The organism is Delftia sp. DS1230 (assembly GCF_040112715.1).
GTDB classification, from domain to species: Bacteria; Pseudomonadota; Gammaproteobacteria; order Burkholderiales; family Burkholderiaceae_C; genus Comamonas; species Comamonas tsuruhatensis.
The window spans coordinates 1,977,671-1,995,259 of the sequence record NZ_CP157763.1 but is presented as its reverse complement, the minus strand read 5'-3'; the positions used below and the strand labels follow the sequence as shown (position 1 = coordinate 1,995,259).

Below are 17,589 nucleotides of genomic sequence, written 5' to 3'. Positions count from 1 at the left end.
GAAATGCTCCAAGCAGCAAGAATTTGTGACTAGACCTTACATTAATCGAAAAAGTCGCACTGTGACAATAACTTGTGCGACTTTTCGATAATTTAAATGAAATTATAAGGCGAGTGCTTACCCCTGCGCAGCCACGACCTCTGCATTGCTGTGTAATTTGTTCAACGCGCTCAGATAGGCCTTGGCCGAGGCCACGACGATGTCCGGGTCCGCTCCCACGCCGTTGACCACGCGCCCGCTGCGCTGCAGGCGAACGGTCACTTCGCCCTGGCTCTCGGTGGAGCCGCTGATGGCGTTGACCGAGTACAGCAGCATCTCGGCACCGCTCCTCACCTCGGACTCGATGGCCTTGAACGAGGCATCGACCGGGCCATTGCCGTCGGACTGGGCCTTGATCTCACGGCCATCGCGGCTGAACACTACCGACGCGTGTGGGCGCTCACCCGTTTCGCTTTGCTGGGCCAGCGAGATGAACTGGAAGGGATCGGCCTGCTGATGCGCATCCTGCTCGGTCACCAGGGCCAGGATGTCCTCGTCGAAGATTTCACTCTTGCGGTCGGCCAGTTCCTTGAAGGCCGCAAAGGCAGTGTTGATCGCGGCTTCGCTGTCGAGTTCCACGCCCAGCTCCTGCAGGCGCTGCTTGAAGGCATTGCGGCCGCTGAGCTTGCCCAGCACGATCTTGTTGGCGCTCCAGCCCACATCCTCGGCACGCATGATTTCGTAGGTGTCGCGCGCCTTGAGCACGCCATCCTGATGGATGCCCGAGGCGTGGGCGAAGGCGTTGGCGCCCACGACGGCCTTGTTGGGCTGCACCACGAAGCCCGTGGTCTGGCTGACCATGCGGCTGGCGGCCACGATGTGCTGGGCGTCGATGTTGACGTCAAGGCCGAAGTAGTCCTTGCGCGTCTTGATGGCCATCACCACCTCCTCGAGCGAGCAGTTGCCCGCGCGTTCGCCCAGGCCGTTGATGGTGCACTCGATCTGGCGCGCCCCGCCAAGCTTGACGCCGGCCAGCGAGTTGGCCACGGCCATGCCCAGGTCGTTGTGGCAATGCACGCTCCAGACGGCCTTGTCGCTGTTGGGCACGCGCTCGCGCAGGTTCTTGATGAAGGCGCCGTACAGCTCCGGAATGGCGTAGCCCACGGTGTCGGGCACGTTGATGGTGGTCGCGCCTTCGGCAATCACCGTCTCGATGACGCGGCACAGAAAGTCCGGGTCGCTGCGGTAGCCGTCTTCGGGGCTGAACTCGATGTCGGCGATCAGGTTGCGCGCAAATCGCACCGACTGGCGCGCCTGCTCCAGCACCTGCTCGGGCGTCATGCGCAGCTTTTTCTCCATGTGCAGCGCACTGGTGGCAATGAAAGTGTGGATGCGCGCGCGGCTGGCGTCCTTCAGAGCCTCGGCCGCACGGGCGATGTCGCGGTCATTGGCACGGGCCAGCGAGCAGATGGTGGAGTCCTTGATGGCGCGCGCAATAGCCTGCACCGACTCGAAGTCGCCATTGGAACTCGCCGCAAAACCAGCCTCGATCACATCGACCTTCAGCCGCTCGAGCTGGCGCGCGATGCGCAGCTTTTCGTCGCGGGTCATGGAGGCACCGGGCGACTGCTCGCCGTCACGCAAGGTGGTGTCGAAAATGATCAATTGGTCGGTCATGGGAGTCTCGTCTTTCTTGTGGATGCGAATCTCCTGCCCACGGGCAGGTGATGAAAAAAGCCGGTGCGCTTGTGGCTGCACCGGCTAGGCAATGGAATTTAAGCGGCAACCGCCTCCTGCACCGTCACCTTCTCGGCAGAGGGCACGCGCTGCAAGCCCGACATGATGGCCCGGAACGAAGCGGAGACGATATTCGCATCAACCCCGACGCCGTAGCACACGTGCAACTCGTCCACGCGCAGTTCCACGTAGGCAATGGCCTTGGCATTGGCACCCTCGCCGATGGCATGCTCGTTGTAGTCCAGCACGCGCACGGCCCGGCCGCTGTGCTCGCTCAGCGCCTGCACGAAGGCATCGATGGGCCCCGTGCCTTGCGCCTCGACCGTGCGCTTGCCGCCGTCAACGGACAGATCGGCCGACAGGCTGACCACGCCGTCGTTCTCGCTGAGGCGGTAATGCGGCGCCTGCACGGATTGCAGGCCGTACTCGCGCTGGAACAGCGCCCACAGGTCGGCCGCGGCCAGCTCCTTGCCGCTGGCGTCCATCTCGCGCTGCACCACCTGGCTGAACTCGATCTGCAGGCGGCGCGGCAACTGGAGGCCATATTCGCTTTCAAGCAGATAGGCGATGCCGCCCTTGCCGGACTGGCTGTTGACGCGGATCACGGCCTCGTAGCTGCGGCCCAGGTCCTTGGGGTCGATGGGCAGATAGGGCATGTCCCAGATGTCGCCGTCCTTGCGATCGGCGAAGGCCTTCTTGATGGCATCCTGGTGCGAGCCCGAGAACGAGGTGTAGACCAGATCGCCCACATAGGGATGGCGCGGATGCACGGGCAGCTGGTTGCAATGCTCGACCGTGCTGCGGATGCCGTCGATATCGGAGAAATCCAGGCCAGGCGACACGCCCTGGATGTACATGTTCAACGCCACGTTGACCACATCGAGGTTGCCCGTGCGCTCGCCATTGCCGAACAGGCAGCCTTCAAGGCGGTCCGCACCGGCCATCAACGCCAGCTCGGCCGTGGCCGTGCCCGTGCCGCGGTCATTGTGCGGATGCACGGACAGCACGATGGAGTCGCGGCGCTGGATGTGGCGATGCGTCCACTCCACCATGTCGGCGAAGATGTTGGGCGTGGAGTGCTCCACGGTGGTGGGCAGGTTGATGATGCACTTGCGCTCGGGCGTGGGCTGCCATACATCGGTGACGGCATCGATGACGCGCTTGGAAAACTCCAGCTCGGTGTCCGAATACATCTCGGGCGAGTACTGGAAGGTCCACTGCGTCTGGGGATAGCCGGCAGCGATCTCGTTGAACATGCGGGCATTGGTGGTGGCCAGCTCGACGATCTCGTCCTCGCTCATGTTCAATACCACGCGGCGCATCACGGGCGCGGTGGCGTTGTAGAGGTGGACGATGGCCCGGGGCACGCCTTCGAGCGCCTCGAAGGTACGGCGGATGAGGTGCTCGCGCGCCTGGGTCAGCACCTGGACGGTCACGTCATCGGGAATGCGGTTTTCCTCGATGAGCTTGCGCATGAAGTCGAACTCGACCTGGGACGCGGAAGGAAAGCCGACCTCGATTTCCTTGAAGCCGATCTTCACCAGCTGCTCGAACATGCGCATCTTGCGATCGATGTCCATGGGCTCGATCAGCGCCTGGTTGCCATCGCGCAGGTCCACGCTGCACCAGACCGGGGCCTGGGTGATCACCGCATCGGGCCAGCGGCGGTCTTGCAGGCGGACCGGAGCGAACGTACGGTACTTGGTCGAAGGGTTTTGCAACATGGCTGAAGTGCTTTCTATCGTCTAGGTAAAAACAAGACCCACCTGCTCCAGCGACCCCACAAACGCAAAACGGCCCGTCGCTGGTGCAAACGGGCCGTGAAAGTAGGAATGTACGCGCGCGCTACTGTCTCTGCCCGTGGGACATCAATAGTAGAGCTAGCGACAGGTATTGCATGCGGGTCACTTTAGCACAGGTTCTCAGGCGCTGTGAAGATGCTGCGGCGCATCATTTGTGCAGGCCGCGCTCTTCAGGCTCATCGGTCGAGGTGCTGATGACGCTGGTGCGCTGGCCCTTGGCCTTGCGCCATGCATAGACGCCGTAGCCCGAGAAACCGTAGAGCAGGAACACGCCGAACAGCACGATGGGCGGATGGATATTGATGATGGCGATGCCCAGGGCGATCAGCACGATGGCCGCAAAGGGCACGCTCTTCTTGAAATGCACGTCCTTGAAGCTGTAGAAAGGCACGTTGGTGACCATGGTCAGGCCCGCGTACAGCGTCAGGAAGAACATGATCCAGGTGATCTGCGTCCAGCTCAGCCAGGCATCCTGGCCGCGCAGCAGGCCCGCCTCGTCCAGCAGCCAGATGAAGCCGGTGACCAGCGCTGCAGCGGCGGGCGAAGGCAGGCCCTGGAACCAGCGCTTGTCCACGGTGCCGGTGTTGACGTTGAAGCGCGCCAGCCGCAGCGCAGCGCAGGCGCAATAGACGAAGGCTGCAATCCAGCCCCAGCGGCCAATGCCCTTGAGCGCCCACTCATAGGCGATCAAGGCGGGAGCGGCCCCGAAGGACACCATGTCCGACAGCGAGTCCATCTGTTCGCCAAAGGCGCTTTGCGTATTGGTCATGCGTGCCACGCGGCCGTCAAGACTGTCCAGCACCATGGCGCAGAACACGCCTGCGGCAGCCAGTTCAAAGCGGCCATTCATGGCCATCACGATGGCGTAGAAGCCACCGAACAGCGCAGCCAGCGTGAACAGGTTGGGCAGGATGTAGATACCCTTGCGGCGCTTGCGCACCACCACGCCTTCGATTTCGTTGGACTCATTGTGGTTTTGCATCAATCCGGCCTCCAGCACAGCGCACGCAAGCGTGAGCAGCTATTAAAACGATAGTATTCTAAGGGAGCGGACAGTGCCGCCCCGAAAGGGTCAGTGTACCTGCGCGCTGCCCCCCTTCTCTGCACGAAAAAGGCCACCCGTCGGGGTGGCCTTGTCCTGCACCTTGCGTAGGCCGCATGCGCGACCCATGCAAGATGGAATGCAGCAATCTCAGTTGCGGCTCTGGTCAACCAGCTTGTTCTTGGAGATCCAGGGCATCATGGCGCGCAGCTGACCGCCCACCTTTTCGATGGCGTGTTCGGCGTTCATGCGGCGGCGGGCCGTCATGCTCGGGTAGTTGGTGCGGCCTTCCTGGATGAACATCTTGGCGTATTCGCCGGTCTGGATGCGCTTGAGGGCAGCACGCATGGCTTCACGCGACTTGTCGTTGATGACTTCTGTACCCGTCACGTACTCGCCGTATTCGGCGTTGTTCGAGATCGAGTAGTTCATGTTGGCGATGCCGCCTTCGTACATCAGGTCCACGATGAGCTTGAGCTCATGCAGGCACTCGAAGTAGGCCATTTCGGGAGCGTAGCCGGCTTCGGTCAGGGTCTCGAAGCCCATCTTCACCAGTTCCACCGCGCCGCCGCACAGAACGGCCTGCTCGCCGAACAGGTCGGTCTCGGTTTCTTCCTTGAAGTTGGTTTCGATGATGCCGCCCTTGCCGCCACCGTTGGCCATGGCATAGGACAGGGCCAGGTCACGGGCCTTGCCGGACTTGTCCTGGTACACGGCGATCAGCGAAGGCACGCCGCCGCCCTTGAGGTATTCGGAGCGCACGGTGTGGCCAGGGCCCTTGGGGGCGACCATGATCACGTCCAGATCGGCGCGCGGCACAACCTGGTTGTAGTGGATGTTGAAGCCGTGGGCAAAGGCCAGCGTGGCGCCTTGCTTGATGTTGGGGGCCACGTTGTTGGTGTAGACCTCGGGGATGTTCTCATCCGGCAGCAGGATCATGACCAGATCGGCGGCCTTCACGGCGTCGTCGACTTCAGCGACGGTCAGGCCTGCCTTGGCGACCTTGTCCCAGGAAGCGCCGCCCTTGCGCAGGCCGACCACGACCTTCACGCCGCTTTCGTTCAGGTTTTGAGCGTGTGCGTGGCCCTGGCTGCCGTAGCCGATGATGGCAACGGTCTTGCCCTTGATCAGGCTCAGGTCACAGTCCTTGTCGTAGAAAACTTTCATGTTGGCTCCAGGCTTCGTGTGTGTGTAGGGGTTGAAAGGGGAAGGGGACAGGTTTCAGGTGCGTTGCAGCGCATCAAACGCGCAGGATGCGTTCGCCGCGGCCGATGCCGCAGGAGCCGGTACGCACGGTTTCCAGAATGGCCGTGCGGTCCAGCGCCTGCAGGAAGGCGTCGTTCTTGGATTGGTCGCCGGTCAGCTCGACCGTGTAGCTCTTTTCGGTCACGTCGATGATGCGGCCGCGGAAGATGTCGGCCATGCGCTTCATCTCCTCGCGTTCCTTGCCCACGGCGCGGACCTTGACCATCATGAGCTCGCGCTCGGTATAGGAGCCTTCCGTCAGGTCCACGACCTTGACGACCTCGATCAGGCGGTTCAGGTGCTTGGTGATCTGCTCGATCACGTCTTCGGAGCCATTCGTCTGAATGGTCATGCGCGACAGCGATGCGTCTTCCGTGGGAGCCACGGTCAGCGATTCGATGTTGTAGCCGCGGGCCGAGAACAGGCCCACCACGCGCGACAAGGCTCCCGGCTCGTTTTCGAGCAGCACGGCAATGATGTGTTTCATGAAAGAAAGATTCCTCTTTTCGCTGCCCTCCCCCGGCGCCGGTAAACGTCGGGCTTGGCAGGCAATAGATTCGTCAAGGGGTTGCCGCCTTGAGGGCGGCTACTGAAGAAGATGCGGCAGGAACAGGCCCTGGCGAACCCGGCCAAGGGCTCGCTCAGAGGTCGTCAGCTCCCAGCAGCATCTCGGTGATCCCACGGCCGGCCTGCACCATGGGGAACACATTCTCGGTGGGATCGGTGCGGAAGTCCATGAACACCGTCCGATCCTTGAGCTTGCGGGCCTCGCGCAGGGCGGGCTCCACGTCCTCGGGGCGCTCGATCAGCATGCCCACGTGGCCATAGGCCTCGGCCAGCTTCACGAAGTTGGGCAGCGAGTCCATGTAGCTGCTGCTATAGCGGCCCGAGTACTCGATCTCCTGCCACTGGCGCACCATGCCCAGGTAGCGGTTGTTCAGCGACACCACCTTGACCGGCGTGTTGTACTGCAGGCAGGTGGCCAGCTCCTGGATGTTCATCTGGATGGAGCCTTCGCCCGTGATGCAGAACACCTCGGATTCAGGCTTGGCCAGCTTGATGCCCATGGCGTAGGGCAGGCCCACGCCCATGGTGCCCAGGCCGCCGGAGTTGATCCAGCGGCGCGGCTCGTCGAAGCGGTAGTACTGCGCGGCCCACATCTGGTGCTGGCCCACGTCGGACGTGATGTAGGCATCTGCGTCGCGGGTCATGTTCCACAGCGTCTCCACCACGTACTGCGGCTTGATGACCGAGCCGTCGCCACGGCTGTACTGCAGGCAGTCGCGGCTGCGCCAGCCTTCGATGGTCTCCCACCACTGGCCCAGGGCCGCAGCGTCGGGACGGGCGCTGGCCTCGCGGATCATGGAGATCAGCTCGGTCAGCACTTCCTTGACGTCGCCGACGATGGGCACGTCCACCTTCACGCGCTTGGAGATGGAGGAGGGATCGATGTCGATATGGATGATCTTGCGCTCCACCGACATGAAATGCTTGGGGTTGCCGATCACCCGGTCGTCGAAGCGCGCACCCACGGCCAGCAGCACATCGCAGTTCTGCATGGCGTTGTTGGCTTCGATGGTGCCGTGCATGCCCAGCATGCCGAGGAACTTGCGGTCGCTGGCCGGATAGGCACCCAGGCCCAGCAGCGTATGCGTGACCGGGTAGCCCAGCATGTCCACCAGGGTGCGCAGCTCGTTGCAGGCATTGCCCAGCAGCACGCCGCCACCCGTGTAGATATAGGGACGCTTGGCAGCGAGCAGCAACTGCAGCGCCTTGCGGATCTGGCCGGCATGGCCCTTGCGCACCGGGTTGTAGGAGCGCATCTCCACCTTTTCGGGGTAACCGGTGTAGAGAGCCTTCTTGAAGGACACATCCTTGGGGATGTCCACCACCACGGGGCCGGGGCGGCCGGTGCGCGCGATGTGGAAGGCCTTCTTCATGGTGTCCGCCAGCTCGCGCACATCCTTGACCAGGAAGTTGTGCTTGACGATGGGGCGGGTGATGCCGACGGTGTCGCACTCCTGGAATGCATCGGTGCCGATGTAGGCCGTCGAGGTCTGGCCGCTGATCACGACCAGGGGAATGGAATCGGTGTAGGCGGTGGCAATGCCGGTGACGGCGTTGGTCAGGCCGGGACCCGAGGTTACCAGGGCCACGCCGACTTCACCCGTGGCACGGGCAAAGCCGTCTGCCGCATGCACAGCCGCCTGCTCGTGGCGCACCAGCACATGCTGAATGGTGTCTTGCTTGTAGAGGGCGTCGTAGATGTACAGGACCGCACCGCCCGGATAGCCCCAAAGCTGCTTGACGCCTTCGGCCTGCAGGGACTTGACGAGGATCTCGGAGCCCATCAGCTCCTGGGATGCATGGGACTGCGACGCCGCTGCTGCCGCGCTGGAGTACTCGGCTTTGGAAATTTCCATGATCAACCTTTGTGAATTTCTCTAACGAAAAACCTTGGGTGCCCCTTGCCTGAAGCCCTTGTGAGGCCGGTGCGGGACTTAGGACCAACAGACATGGGCGAGTGAGTAAACGCCGGACCGTGAACCGTTTGCCTTTTTGAATTGCAGCCGACATTATCGCACTGCAACAAGCCTGTGCGCCATCGTGCGAAAAAAATTGACACTGCGGTGCGATAATCGGGTCCCGCGTCCGTTCAGCCCCCCTCAACGAGCCCCTCATCCGGGCCTGCGTTCCTTTTGGCAACCGAGCAAGAACTATCCGACTTCCTCAAAAGCGTAGAAAAGCGTGCCTTCAAGCGCAGCTTTTTCCACGTCCGGGACGAGGAGGCGGCGCTGGACATCGTGCAGGACAGCATGCTCAAGCTGGCGCAGCACTATGGCGACAAGCCCATCACCGAGCTGCCCATGCTCTTCCAGCGCATCCTGTCCAACAGCACCCTGGACTGGTTTCGCAGGCAAAAGACGCAGAACGCCCTCTTCACCCGCATGAGCGATCTGGAGGCCTCGGCCGGCGACGATGCGGACTTCGACTGGCTCGAGACCTACGCCGACTCCGCACAGAACGGCGAAACCGCCCGCAGCGCCGAGGATCTGACCGAGCGGGCGCAGATTTTGCAAAGCATTGAAAAAGAGATACAGGAGCTGCCGGCGCGTCAACGCGAAGCATTCCTGATGCGTTATTGGGAAGAGATGGACGTTGCGGAGACCGCTGCCGCGATGGGGTGTTCCGAAGGAAGTGTAAAAACACATTGTTTCCGCGCCATCCAGACATTGAGCAAGGCACTGAAGGCCAAAGGAATCGAGCTATGAAGACTGCGCCCACTCTCACTCTCCACAGCGAAATGGCGGCCGACCGCATCGCACGCCGGATCACCGCGCGCCTGGGTGACGGCGAGGCGTTGCTGCCATACGACATCACCGAGCGGCTGCGCGCTGGGCGCGAGCGCGCCCTGTCCGTTCGCCGGCGCGAACTGCGCGCTGCGCCCGTGCAGGCTGCCAGCGCAACCCAGGCTCAGGGTGCCACCATGACGCTGGGCTCTGGCGACGAAGGCGGCACCTGGTGGCGCGCGCTGATCTCGGCCGTGCCGGTGCTGGCCCTCATCATTGGCCTGGTGGTCGTCAACGTGCAGACCGATCAGATTGGCCTGACCGAGGTTGCCGAGGTCGATACGGCCCTGCTGACCGATGACCTGCCCCCTGCCGCCTATGCCGACCCCGGTTTCATCCAGTACCTGAAGACTTCGGCCACCAACACGGAACGCTGATACCCGCCTTGCCTGCCTGCATGCCCACTGATTCACGCGCTGCGTTCCACCGATCACCCGCCGCCATCCTGGCGGCGGTGCTGTTGATGGCGCTGGCCTGGACCGGCTGGCGCGTCGTGCAACAGGTGCGGCTGGCGCCCAGCACGGTGTCGCCGGCCACCATTGCGGCCTCCAAGACCCTGCATGGCGACGCAGCCACGCGCCAGCGCGCCACGGCCCTGGCCTCCGGCCCACGCTGGGCCGAGCTGACGCCTGCGCAAAGCAGGGTGCTCGAGCCCCTTTCCGAGCGCTGGTCCATGATGGACGCGCTGCAAAAGCGCCGCTGGATGGCATTGGCCGAAGGCTGGGACAAGCTCAGCGAAAAGGAGCAGGAAAAGCTGCGCGACCGCATGCAGACCTGGTCCAGCCTCAGCGCCCAGCAGCGCAGCCAGGCCCGCCTGAATTTCGCCCTGACCAACCGCCTTGCCACGGACAAGCGAGCCCAGTGGGAGGCCTACCAGGCGCTCAGCGACGAAGAAAAACGCCTTCTGGCTGCACGCGCCGCGCCCAAGGTCAAGGGCGCCGCCAACGCCATACAGCCCGTGGCGCCCAAGCGTCTGGCGCGGATTCCTGCGGCCTCGGTGGCACCGGCCACCATTCCGAATCCCCCCAAAATTCCACCAGCCACCATCTACAATCCGCCGCCTCCGGTTCCACCGGTCGCGCCGCCTTCGGCCGTGGAAACCCATCCCGTGCGCCCGCCTGCGCTGGTGGAGACAGCCCCGGTGGAAGTGCCTTCGGCCACACCCATGCCCTTGCCGCCCATGGAACTGCATGACGGCGCCGAGGCCACCCCACAGCCCTCGCACGGCGAAGCAGCCCCTTCGCATTGATGCAGCGCCCCGACACGCCCGCATGACGAACGCCACCTCCCCCGCCTCCACGGCAGCCGGCTCCGCCGCCGATCCACGGATGGCCCCGCGCCTGGCCCGGCGCATGGCCTGCTGGCTATATGAGGGCATGCTGCTGTTCGGCGTGGTCTTCATCGCCGGATATCTGTTTGGCACCTTGTCTCAGACGCGCAACGCCATGGACAACCGCCATGCGCTGCAGGCCTTCATGTTCGTGGTGCTGGGCATCTATTTCGTCTGGTTCTGGTCCAAGGGGCAGACATTGGCCATGAAGACCTGGCACATCCGCCTGGTGGATGCTGCAGGCCAGCCCGTCAGCCAGCTGCGCGCCCTGCGGCGCTATGTGCTGAGCTGGATCTGGCTGCTGCCACCGCTGGCGGCCTACTCCACCGGCGTGCCGGCCTTGACCACCTTGGTGCTGCTGGTGCTGTGGGTGGCACTCTGGGCCCTGCTCAGCCGCCTTCATCCGCGCCGCCAGTTCTGGCATGACGCCTGGGCCGGCACACAGCTGATCCACCAGGCCCCGCCGCCCAGGAAAAAACGCTGAGCGGCAAAGGCAGCATCGCATCTCCTACACTCCCCAGCATGCCCGCCGCTTCACCCAAGTCCAACGACAGCACGCCTGTCAATCCCCAGAAAAGCCGCACGGGCCTGAACCGTGTCTGGCACGCTGCGGGTTATTCGCTGTCCGGCCTTCGTGCCGGATGGAATGAGAAAGCCTTCCGCCAGGAAGCGCTGGCCGCCATCGTGCTGATCCCTGCCGCTTTCTGGCTGGGACGCAGCTGGATCGAGGTCTCGCTGCTGGCGAGCACGGTCTTGCTGGTGCTGATCGTGGAATTGCTCAACAGCGGCATCGAGGCCGTGGTCGATCGCATAGGCCCCGAATGGCACGCCCTGTCCAAGCAAGCCAAGGACATGGGCAGCGCCGCCGTGCTGCTGGCGCTGCTGCTGTGCACGGGCGTCTGGCTGGCGGCTCTCTATCAACGGTTCATTGCATGACAAATCCCACGTTTTCCATTTGTGTGTATTGCGGCTCGCGCCCCGGCGACCAGCCCGGTTTCATCGAGGCCGCCCGCGCCACCGGCCGCTGGATTGGCGAGCACGGCGGCCAGTTGGTCTACGGCGGCGGGCGCAGCGGCCTGATGGGCGAGGTGGCCGAGGCCACGCGGCAGGCCGGTGGCCGCGTCGTGGGAGTAATCCCGCAGGCGCTGGTGGACAAGGAGCTGGCCAACCATGCCTGCGACGAACTGCACATCGTCCAGACCATGCACGAGCGCAAGGCCATGATGGCCGAGCGCAGCGATGCCTTCGTCGCCCTGCCCGGCGGCATAGGCACCTTCGAGGAATTGTTCGAGGTCTGGACCTGGCGCCAGCTGCGCTACCACGACAAGCCCATCGGCCTGCTCAATGTGGACGGCTACTACGACAGCATGCTGCAGTTCCTGCAGACCTGCGTGGGCCATGGCTTCATGGGCGAGTGGCAGATGGGACTGATAGAAAGCGGCAGCGACATCCCCGCACTGCTGCAATCCCTGGTGCAGAACGCCGGCACGGGCCTGGAAACGGCCCCCTTGCGCGCCGTAATCTGAAACGGAAACGGCCACCCGTTCAGGGGTGGCCGCTGGAATCCGGATGTCGAGCCCAGGGCGCCGCGTGCGCCCTGCACTGCTGCCGGGTTCAGATGGCTCCGTCGTCGAGTTCGCCAGTACGGATGCGCACCACGCGCTCCACGGCGGTGACGAAGATCTTCCCGTCACCGATCTTGCCCGTGCGGGCCACGTTGACGATGGCATCCACGCAGCGGTCCACGTCTTCCGTGCGGACCACCACCTCGATCTTCACCTTGGGCAGGAAGTCCACCACGTACTCGGCGCCACGGTAGAGCTCGGTATGGCCCTTCTGGCGACCAAAGCCCTTGACCTCGGTGACGGTCAGGCCGTTGACGCCGCAGTCGGCCAGTGCCTCGCGGACCTCTTCCAGCTTGAACGGCTTGATGATGGCGGTGATCATTTTCATGGGGTGAACTCCTCAGTGCATGCAATACGGGGCAAGACGGCTGGCCAGGAAACCCCGCCGCCTCAGGTGCTTCAAGCGCGAAAGCGGTTGGTGATCGGGTAGCGCCAGTCCTTGCCGAAGCTGCGGCGCGTCAGCCGCGGCCCCACGGGCGCCTGGCGGCGTTTGTATTCGTTGATCTGGATGAGGCGCGTCACTCGCTCCACATCGGCGCCGGCATATCCGTCGGCCACGATGGAGGCGATGCTTTCGTTATTTTCCATGTATCGGCGCACGATGGCGTCGAGCACCTCATAAGCGGGCAGGCTGTCCTGGTCTTTCTGGTCCGGGCGCAGTTCGGCGCTGGGCGGGCGCGTGATGATGCGATCCGGAATGGGGTCCAGCCCCGTGCCGAACGGATCGTTGGCATTGCGCCAGCGCGCCAGCGCAAAAACCTCGGTCTTGAGCACGTCCTTGATCACGGCAAAGCCGCCGGCCATGTCGCCATAGAGCGTGCAGTAGCCGGTGGACATCTCGCTCTTGTTGCCGGTGGTCAGCACCACGGAGCCGAACTTGTTGGACAGGCCCATCAGCAAGGTGCCGCGGATGCGGGCCTGCAGGTTCTCTTCGGTCGTGTCCTCGGGGCGGCCCGCGAAGGCCGGAGCCAGGGCGGCCTTGAAGGCCTCGAACTGGGGCGCGATGGAGATTTCGTCATAGCGCACGCCCACACGCTCGGCCATGTCGCGCGCATCGATCCAGCTGATGTCCGCCGTATAGGGCGAAGGCATCATCACCGTGTGCACCTTGTCCGCGCCCAGCGCATCGACCGCAATCGCCAGCACCAGCGCAGAGTCAATCCCGCCCGACAGGCCCAGCAGCGCGCCGGGGAAACGGTTCTTGCCCACGTAGTCGCGCACGGCCAGCACCAGGGCGGACCACAGCGCCGGCAGGTGCTCCACCGGTGGCTGCACATCGGCGGCCAGCGTCAGTTCCTGCGCGCCGGCACGCACTTCCACCAACGGCAGCGCCTCGGCAAAGGCCGCCGCGCGTGCGGCAATGCTGCCGTCGGCGTGCACGGCAAAAGAGCTGCCATCGAAGACAATTTCATCCTGGCCACCGACCAGATGTGCGTAGACCAGGGGCAGGCCGGTCTCACGCGCACGTGCAGCCAGCGTGGCTTCACGTTCGGCCTGCTTGCCCTCATGAAAGGGTGAAGCATTGATCACGGCCAGCAATTGCGCACCCGCCGCGGCAGCCGCGCTTGCCGGCCCGGGATGCCAGGCGTCCTCGCAGATCAGCAAGCCCACGCGAACTGCCTGGACCTCGACCACGCAAGGCGACTGGCCGGCCACAAAGTAGCGCTGCTCGTCGAACACGCCGTAGTTGGGCAGGCATTGCTTGGCGTAGCTGCATTCCACGCGCCCGTCGCGCAGCACGCTGGCTGCATTGCGCAACGCGCCACCAGCGCCGGGGTCGCGCCAGGGATGGCCCAGCACCAGCGCCAGGCCCGGCCATTGCGCGGTCTCCAGCGCCAGCTGCTGCACGGCCTGATCGCAGGCGTCCAGAAAGGCGGGACGCAGATAGAGGTCTTCGGCCGCATAGCCGCACAGGGCAAGCTCGGGAGTCAGCAGCAAGCGCGCTCCCGTGGCATAAGCTTCACGGGCTGCGGCAATGATTTTCTGGACATTGCCGGGCAGATCGCCCACGACAAAGTTGAGCTGGGCAGTGCAGATGGAGAGCGTCATGGAATGCAATGGAGCCAACAGGGCCGACAAGGCCACCCCACAGCGCAAGGCGGCAGCGCGCGTCACACGGGCCTGCAAGGAATGGCATGGCTGAAACCGCAATTATCACCCGCGTGCTGGACAGCGTGCAGCAGCTCGATGCCCAGGCCTGGAATGCGCTGCTGGCATCGCAGGCTGCGCCCACCCCCTTCATGCGCCACGAGTACCTGAGCGCGCTGGAATCCAGCGGCAGCGCCGTGCCGCAAACCGGCTGGGCCGCCCGCGTGGTCACGCTCTGGCAGGGCGGCGAGCTGGTCGCCGCCTGCCCGGTCTACGCCAAGGCGCATTCCTATGGCGAGTACGTGTTCGACTTTGCCTGGGCGCGCGCCTACGCCCAGCATGGGCTGGATTACTACCCCAAGGGCGTGCTCGCCGTGCCTTTCACGCCTGTGCCGGGCAGCCGGCTGCTGGCACGCACGCCGCTGCTGCGTGCGGCCCTGGTGCGCGCCGTGCGCGAATGGGCCCAGGCGCAGCAGCTGTCTTCCCTGCATTTGCTGTTCAGCGATGCCGAGGATCTGGCAGCCTGCGACGCCGACGGCTGGATGCAGCGCAGCACCGTGCAGTTCCACTGGAGCAACCAGAACGCCGGGGGCGCAGGCCACCGGGACTTCGACCACTTTCTGTCCACGCTGAACCAGGAAAAGCGCAAGAAGATTCGCCAGGAACGGCGCAAGGTGCACGAGGCCGGCGTGCGCTTTCGAGCAGTGCACGGCCCCGACATGAGCGCCCAGGACTGGGCCTTCTTCTATCGCTGCCACGAACGCACCTATCTGGAACACGGCAACGCCCCGTACCTCCAGCCGGCCTTCTTCGAGGCCATGGCGCACCAGATGCCCGAGAACTGGCTGATGTTCGTCGCCGAGCGCGACGGCCAACCCATGGCCTGCAGCCTGATCGCACTCGATGCGGCAGCCGCACGGCTTTCGGCCGGCAGTTGCGACCGCGACACGCCGCAGATCCCGCACATCCCGCAGGGCACGGCCTACGGCCGCTACTGGGGCGCGCTGGAGCGCGTGGACTGCCTGCATTTCGAGGCCTGCTACTACCAGCCTATCGCCTGGTGCATAGAACGCGGGATTGCGCACTTCGAGGGAGGCGCCCAGGGCGAGCACAAGATGGCGCGGGCGCTGCTGCCCGTGGTGACGCCCAGCGCCCACTGGATTGCCCACCCGTCCTTCGCCGACGCCATCTCGCGCTTTCTGGACCGCGAGGGCGAAGGCATGGCCGGCTATCTGCAGGAGCTGCAGGCCCACAGCCCGCTGCGCCAGGACTGAGGCTCAGAAGGTTTCCCAGTCGTCATCGCCCTGACCGGGCTGGCGCGGAGCCGGCTTGCCTGTTGCTGCGGGCCCAGGGCGTGGCTGGATGGGAGGCGTGGCATCGCGCTCAAGCCGGCGGGCCAGTGTCTCGCCACCCGCTGCAGCACCGCCGCCCCCCAAGGCCGCAGGCCGTGCGGGGCTGGCCGGCGGGGCCGGCCGGACAGGCTGCGCTGCGGCGCGTGGCGCGGCGCTGGCCTGCGCCACCATCCTGTTGGGCACATGCGCATGGCTGTCCATGGCACCGCGCGGCAGCTGGAACACGGCCACGGCCTCGACCAGGTCCTGCGCCTGCTTGCGCAGCGAGGCAGCGGCGGCCGCGCTTTCCTCGACCAGGGCAGCGTTTTGCTGCGTGGTCTGGTCCATTTGCGTGACGGCTTCGCTGACCTGGGCGACGCCGGAGCTCTGCTCGGTACTGGCCGCGCTGATCTCGCCCATGATGTCGGTGACCTGGCCGATGGCAGCCACCACTTCGGTCATGGTCGTGCCTGCGCGGTCCACCAGTTGCGAGCCCTGCTCCACACGCTCCACGCTGGCCGTGATCAGCGCCTTGATTTCCTTGGCCGCCTCGGCGCTGCGCTGCGCCAGCGATCGCACCTCGCCCGCGACCACGGCAAAGCCCCGGCCCTGCTCACCGGCACGCGCAGCCTCCACCGCGGCATTGAGCGCGAGGATGTTGGTCTGAAAGGCAATGCCGTCGATCACGCCGATGATGTCGCCGATGCGCCGGCTGCTGTCATTGATGCCCTTCATGGTTTCCACGGCCTCGGCCACCACGTCGCCGCCGCGGCGCGCAACGCTCGATGCATTGAGCGCCAGCTGATTGGCCTGGCGTGCGTTGTCGGCGTTCTGGCGCACGGTGGAGCCCAGCTCTTCCATGGATGCAGCCGTCTGCTCCAGCGCGCTGGCCTGCTCCTCCGTGCGGCTGGACAGGTCGGCATTGCCGGAGGCAATCTGCGCACTGGCCGAGGCCACGCCTTCGGCGTTCTGGCGCACGCTGCGCACGGTCTGCACCAGGCTGGACTGCATGCGCTGCAGCGCGCCCAGCAGCAGGCCGGTTTCGTCATGGCGGTCGATGTGAATGGTCCCGCCCAGATCGCCATTGGCCACGCGGTCTGCGGCATCGACCGCATGGGCCAGCGGCGTGCGGATGGAGCGCGTCAGCCACAGCCCGGCCAGCACGGCCAGCAGCACGGCGGCCAGCGCCGCCACGCTGAGGACGACGACCGAGCGCCCGTACACAGCCTCGGCATTGCGGCTTTCCTGCACGGCCGCATCGCTGTTGAGCTTGACCAGCAGATCCAGCGTGTTCGACGAATCGTTGTAGAGCTTCAGCGACTCGCCGCCCAGCACGGCCTGGGCCTTTTCCTTTTCGCCCTGGCGTGACAGCGCCAGCACCTGCTGGCTCAGTTGCTGGTAGCGCTCGCGTTCCTGGAGCAGTTGGGCGTAGAGCCTTCGCTCTTCGTCGGAAGACAGCAGCGGCTCGTAGGCCTTCTTGCGCTCGGCCAGGCGGCGCTGCAGTTGCTCCAGCTGCTTTTCCGAATCGGTCTTGTAGGCGACATCATCATTGTTGACGTGGCGCACCTCCAGCAAGCGGGTACGCACGACATCGGTGCCTATCTGGTTGATCACTTCCACGCTGGGCATGGCATTGCCGGTGATGACTTCCATGCTGGTGCGCATGGAGCGCAGTTGCACCAGGGCCGCGGCCACCACGGCCAGCAGCAGCACCACCAGCAGGCCGAAGGTGCCCAGCATGCGCGTTGAAATCTTGAGGTTTTTCACATTCATCTCTCTTGTAGAGGTCCCGTCATCTTGTTGCGTCTTGCTCTGTCTCGCGCCATGGGCAGGCTATCAGCCAGGCCCGGCGCGAACCTTGCAGAAACAGGCCAGCCGCACCGGCCGATGGCAGCTGGCAGGCAAGGCTTGGAGAGGGGGAGGACGGGACCCCGCGGGAGCGCGGTCTGCTGGATGGCCGATGGCCGCCAGGCCAGGCGGCCATGAGAACAAGGTAATCATGGGATATCCCTTCGTTCCGAGCGAACGAGGCCAGGAGCGGCCGTTCCTCAATCTGTAAG

16 protein-coding genes are annotated in these 17,589 nt (G+C 64.6%); 7 read left to right on the top strand and 9 right to left on the bottom strand.

Features of this window, described 5'->3' with window-relative positions:
* Positions 1-117 precede the first annotated feature (117 nt).
* The 6 genes from AAN986_RS08930 to AAN986_RS08905 form a co-directional block, all read right to left on the bottom strand.
* Positions 118-1,656, bottom strand: a complete 1,539-nt coding sequence (locus tag AAN986_RS08930) for a 2-isopropylmalate synthase (RefSeq protein ID WP_349335610.1) — start codon at positions 1,654-1,656, stop codon at positions 118-120.
* A gap of 98 nt (positions 1,657-1,754) precedes the next feature.
* Positions 1,755-3,440 carry a 2-isopropylmalate synthase gene (gene leuA / locus AAN986_RS08925; protein WP_047218374.1) on the bottom strand — a complete coding sequence of 562 codons (1,686 nt, stop codon included), beginning with the start codon at positions 3,438-3,440 and terminating at the stop codon, positions 1,755-1,757.
* Between the two features lie 226 nt (positions 3,441-3,666).
* Complete coding sequence (gene pssA, locus AAN986_RS08920) at positions 3,667-4,500, bottom strand: CDP-diacylglycerol--serine O-phosphatidyltransferase (protein ID WP_012206663.1); 834 nt, start codon at positions 4,498-4,500, stop codon at positions 3,667-3,669.
* A 210-nt stretch (positions 4,501-4,710) separates the two neighbouring features.
* Positions 4,711-5,727 carry a ketol-acid reductoisomerase gene (ilvC, locus tag AAN986_RS08915; protein ID WP_016447414.1) on the bottom strand — a complete coding sequence of 339 codons (1,017 nt, stop codon included), beginning with the start codon at positions 5,725-5,727 and terminating at the stop codon, positions 4,711-4,713.
* A gap of 73 nt (positions 5,728-5,800) precedes the next feature.
* On the bottom strand, positions 5,801-6,292 hold the full coding sequence (ilvN, locus tag AAN986_RS08910) for an acetolactate synthase small subunit (RefSeq protein ID WP_012206665.1): 492 nt from the start codon (positions 6,290-6,292) through the stop codon (positions 5,801-5,803).
* Positions 6,293-6,446: 154 nt separating this feature from the next.
* Entirely contained in the window at positions 6,447-8,228 is a 1,782-nt protein-coding gene (locus tag AAN986_RS08905) for an acetolactate synthase 3 catalytic subunit (protein ID WP_016447415.1), read from the bottom strand.
* A gap of 276 nt (positions 8,229-8,504) precedes the next feature.
* Between AAN986_RS08905 and AAN986_RS08900 the strand changes: the two genes are divergently transcribed.
* From AAN986_RS08900 to AAN986_RS08875, 6 genes are read left to right on the top strand one after another with little or no spacing between them, the layout of a single operon-like run.
* Entirely contained in the window at positions 8,505-9,077 is a 573-nt protein-coding gene (locus tag AAN986_RS08900) for an RNA polymerase sigma factor (protein WP_016447416.1), read from the top strand.
* On the top strand, positions 9,074-9,532 hold the full coding sequence (locus AAN986_RS08895; RefSeq protein WP_047218373.1) for a DUF3619 family protein: 459 nt from the start codon (positions 9,074-9,076) through the stop codon (positions 9,530-9,532). Before AAN986_RS08900 ends, AAN986_RS08895 begins: the two co-directional genes overlap by 4 nt.
* Positions 9,533-9,552: 20 nt before the next feature.
* Complete coding sequence (locus AAN986_RS08890; protein WP_016451365.1) at positions 9,553-10,404, top strand: DUF3106 domain-containing protein; 852 nt, start codon at positions 9,553-9,555, stop codon at positions 10,402-10,404.
* 22 nt (positions 10,405-10,426) lie between these two features.
* Positions 10,427-10,969 carry an RDD family protein gene (locus tag AAN986_RS08885; protein ID WP_016447419.1) on the top strand — a complete coding sequence of 181 codons (543 nt, stop codon included), beginning with the start codon at positions 10,427-10,429 and terminating at the stop codon, positions 10,967-10,969.
* A gap of 38 nt (positions 10,970-11,007) precedes the next feature.
* The gene (locus AAN986_RS08880) at positions 11,008-11,421 is read left to right on the top strand and encodes a diacylglycerol kinase (protein WP_047218372.1); all 414 of its coding nucleotides are present in this window, start codon (positions 11,008-11,010) and stop codon (positions 11,419-11,421) included.
* Positions 11,418-12,011, top strand: a complete 594-nt coding sequence (locus AAN986_RS08875; RefSeq protein ID WP_016447421.1) for a TIGR00730 family Rossman fold protein — start codon at positions 11,418-11,420, stop codon at positions 12,009-12,011. The genes AAN986_RS08880 and AAN986_RS08875 overlap by 4 nt, the downstream gene beginning before the upstream one ends.
* 88 nt (positions 12,012-12,099) lie before the next feature.
* On the opposite strand, the gene AAN986_RS08870 is transcribed toward AAN986_RS08875, so the two are convergent.
* Both AAN986_RS08870 and AAN986_RS08865 read right to left on the bottom strand, forming a co-directional pair.
* Entirely contained in the window at positions 12,100-12,438 is a 339-nt protein-coding gene (locus AAN986_RS08870) for a P-II family nitrogen regulator (RefSeq protein WP_012206673.1), read from the bottom strand.
* 71 nt (positions 12,439-12,509) lie between these two features.
* Positions 12,510-14,159 carry an NAD+ synthase gene (locus AAN986_RS08865; RefSeq protein ID WP_016447422.1) on the bottom strand — a complete coding sequence of 550 codons (1,650 nt, stop codon included), beginning with the start codon at positions 14,157-14,159 and terminating at the stop codon, positions 12,510-12,512.
* Positions 14,160-14,245: 86 nt separating this feature from the next.
* Between AAN986_RS08865 and AAN986_RS08860 the strand changes: the two genes are divergently transcribed.
* On the top strand, positions 14,246-15,472 hold the full coding sequence (locus tag AAN986_RS08860) for a GNAT family N-acetyltransferase (RefSeq protein WP_047218371.1): 1,227 nt from the start codon (positions 14,246-14,248) through the stop codon (positions 15,470-15,472).
* 3 nt (positions 15,473-15,475) lie between these two features.
* On the opposite strand, the gene AAN986_RS08855 is transcribed toward AAN986_RS08860, so the two are convergent.
* A complete protein-coding gene (locus AAN986_RS08855; RefSeq protein WP_082138087.1) occupies positions 15,476-17,302 on the bottom strand; it encodes a methyl-accepting chemotaxis protein in 1,827 nt (608 codons plus the stop codon).
* Positions 17,303-17,589 lie beyond the last annotated feature (287 nt).

Coding starts and splice junctions, on each gene's coding strand:
- AAN986_RS08930 (WP_349335610.1), bottom strand. CDS start 1,656: ATGACCGACCAATTGATCATTTTCGACACCACCTTGCGTGACGGCGAG.
- leuA (WP_047218374.1), bottom strand. CDS start 3,440: ATGTTGCAAAACCCTTCGACCAAGTACCGTACGTTCGCTCCGGTCCGC.
- pssA (WP_012206663.1), bottom strand. CDS start 4,500: ATGCAAAACCACAATGAGTCCAACGAAATCGAAGGCGTGGTGGTGCGC.
- ilvC (WP_016447414.1), bottom strand. CDS start 5,727: ATGAAAGTTTTCTACGACAAGGACTGTGACCTGAGCCTGATCAAGGGC.
- ilvN (WP_012206665.1), bottom strand. CDS start 6,292: ATGAAACACATCATTGCCGTGCTGCTCGAAAACGAGCCGGGAGCCTTG.
- AAN986_RS08905 (WP_016447415.1), bottom strand. CDS start 8,228: ATGGAAATTTCCAAAGCCGAGTACTCCAGCGCGGCAGCAGCGGCGTCG.
- AAN986_RS08895 (WP_047218373.1), top strand. CDS start 9,074: ATGAAGACTGCGCCCACTCTCACTCTCCACAGCGAAATGGCGGCCGAC.
- AAN986_RS08890 (WP_016451365.1), top strand. CDS start 9,553: ATGCCCACTGATTCACGCGCTGCGTTCCACCGATCACCCGCCGCCATC.
- AAN986_RS08885 (WP_016447419.1), top strand. CDS start 10,427: ATGACGAACGCCACCTCCCCCGCCTCCACGGCAGCCGGCTCCGCCGCC.
- AAN986_RS08880 (WP_047218372.1), top strand. CDS start 11,008: ATGCCCGCCGCTTCACCCAAGTCCAACGACAGCACGCCTGTCAATCCC.
- AAN986_RS08875 (WP_016447421.1), top strand. CDS start 11,418: ATGACAAATCCCACGTTTTCCATTTGTGTGTATTGCGGCTCGCGCCCC.
- AAN986_RS08870 (WP_012206673.1), bottom strand. CDS start 12,438: ATGAAAATGATCACCGCCATCATCAAGCCGTTCAAGCTGGAAGAGGTC.
- AAN986_RS08865 (WP_016447422.1), bottom strand. CDS start 14,159: ATGACGCTCTCCATCTGCACTGCCCAGCTCAACTTTGTCGTGGGCGAT.
- AAN986_RS08860 (WP_047218371.1), top strand. CDS start 14,246: ATGGCTGAAACCGCAATTATCACCCGCGTGCTGGACAGCGTGCAGCAG.
- AAN986_RS08855 (WP_082138087.1), bottom strand. CDS start 17,302: ATGAATGTGAAAAACCTCAAGATTTCAACGCGCATGCTGGGCACCTTC.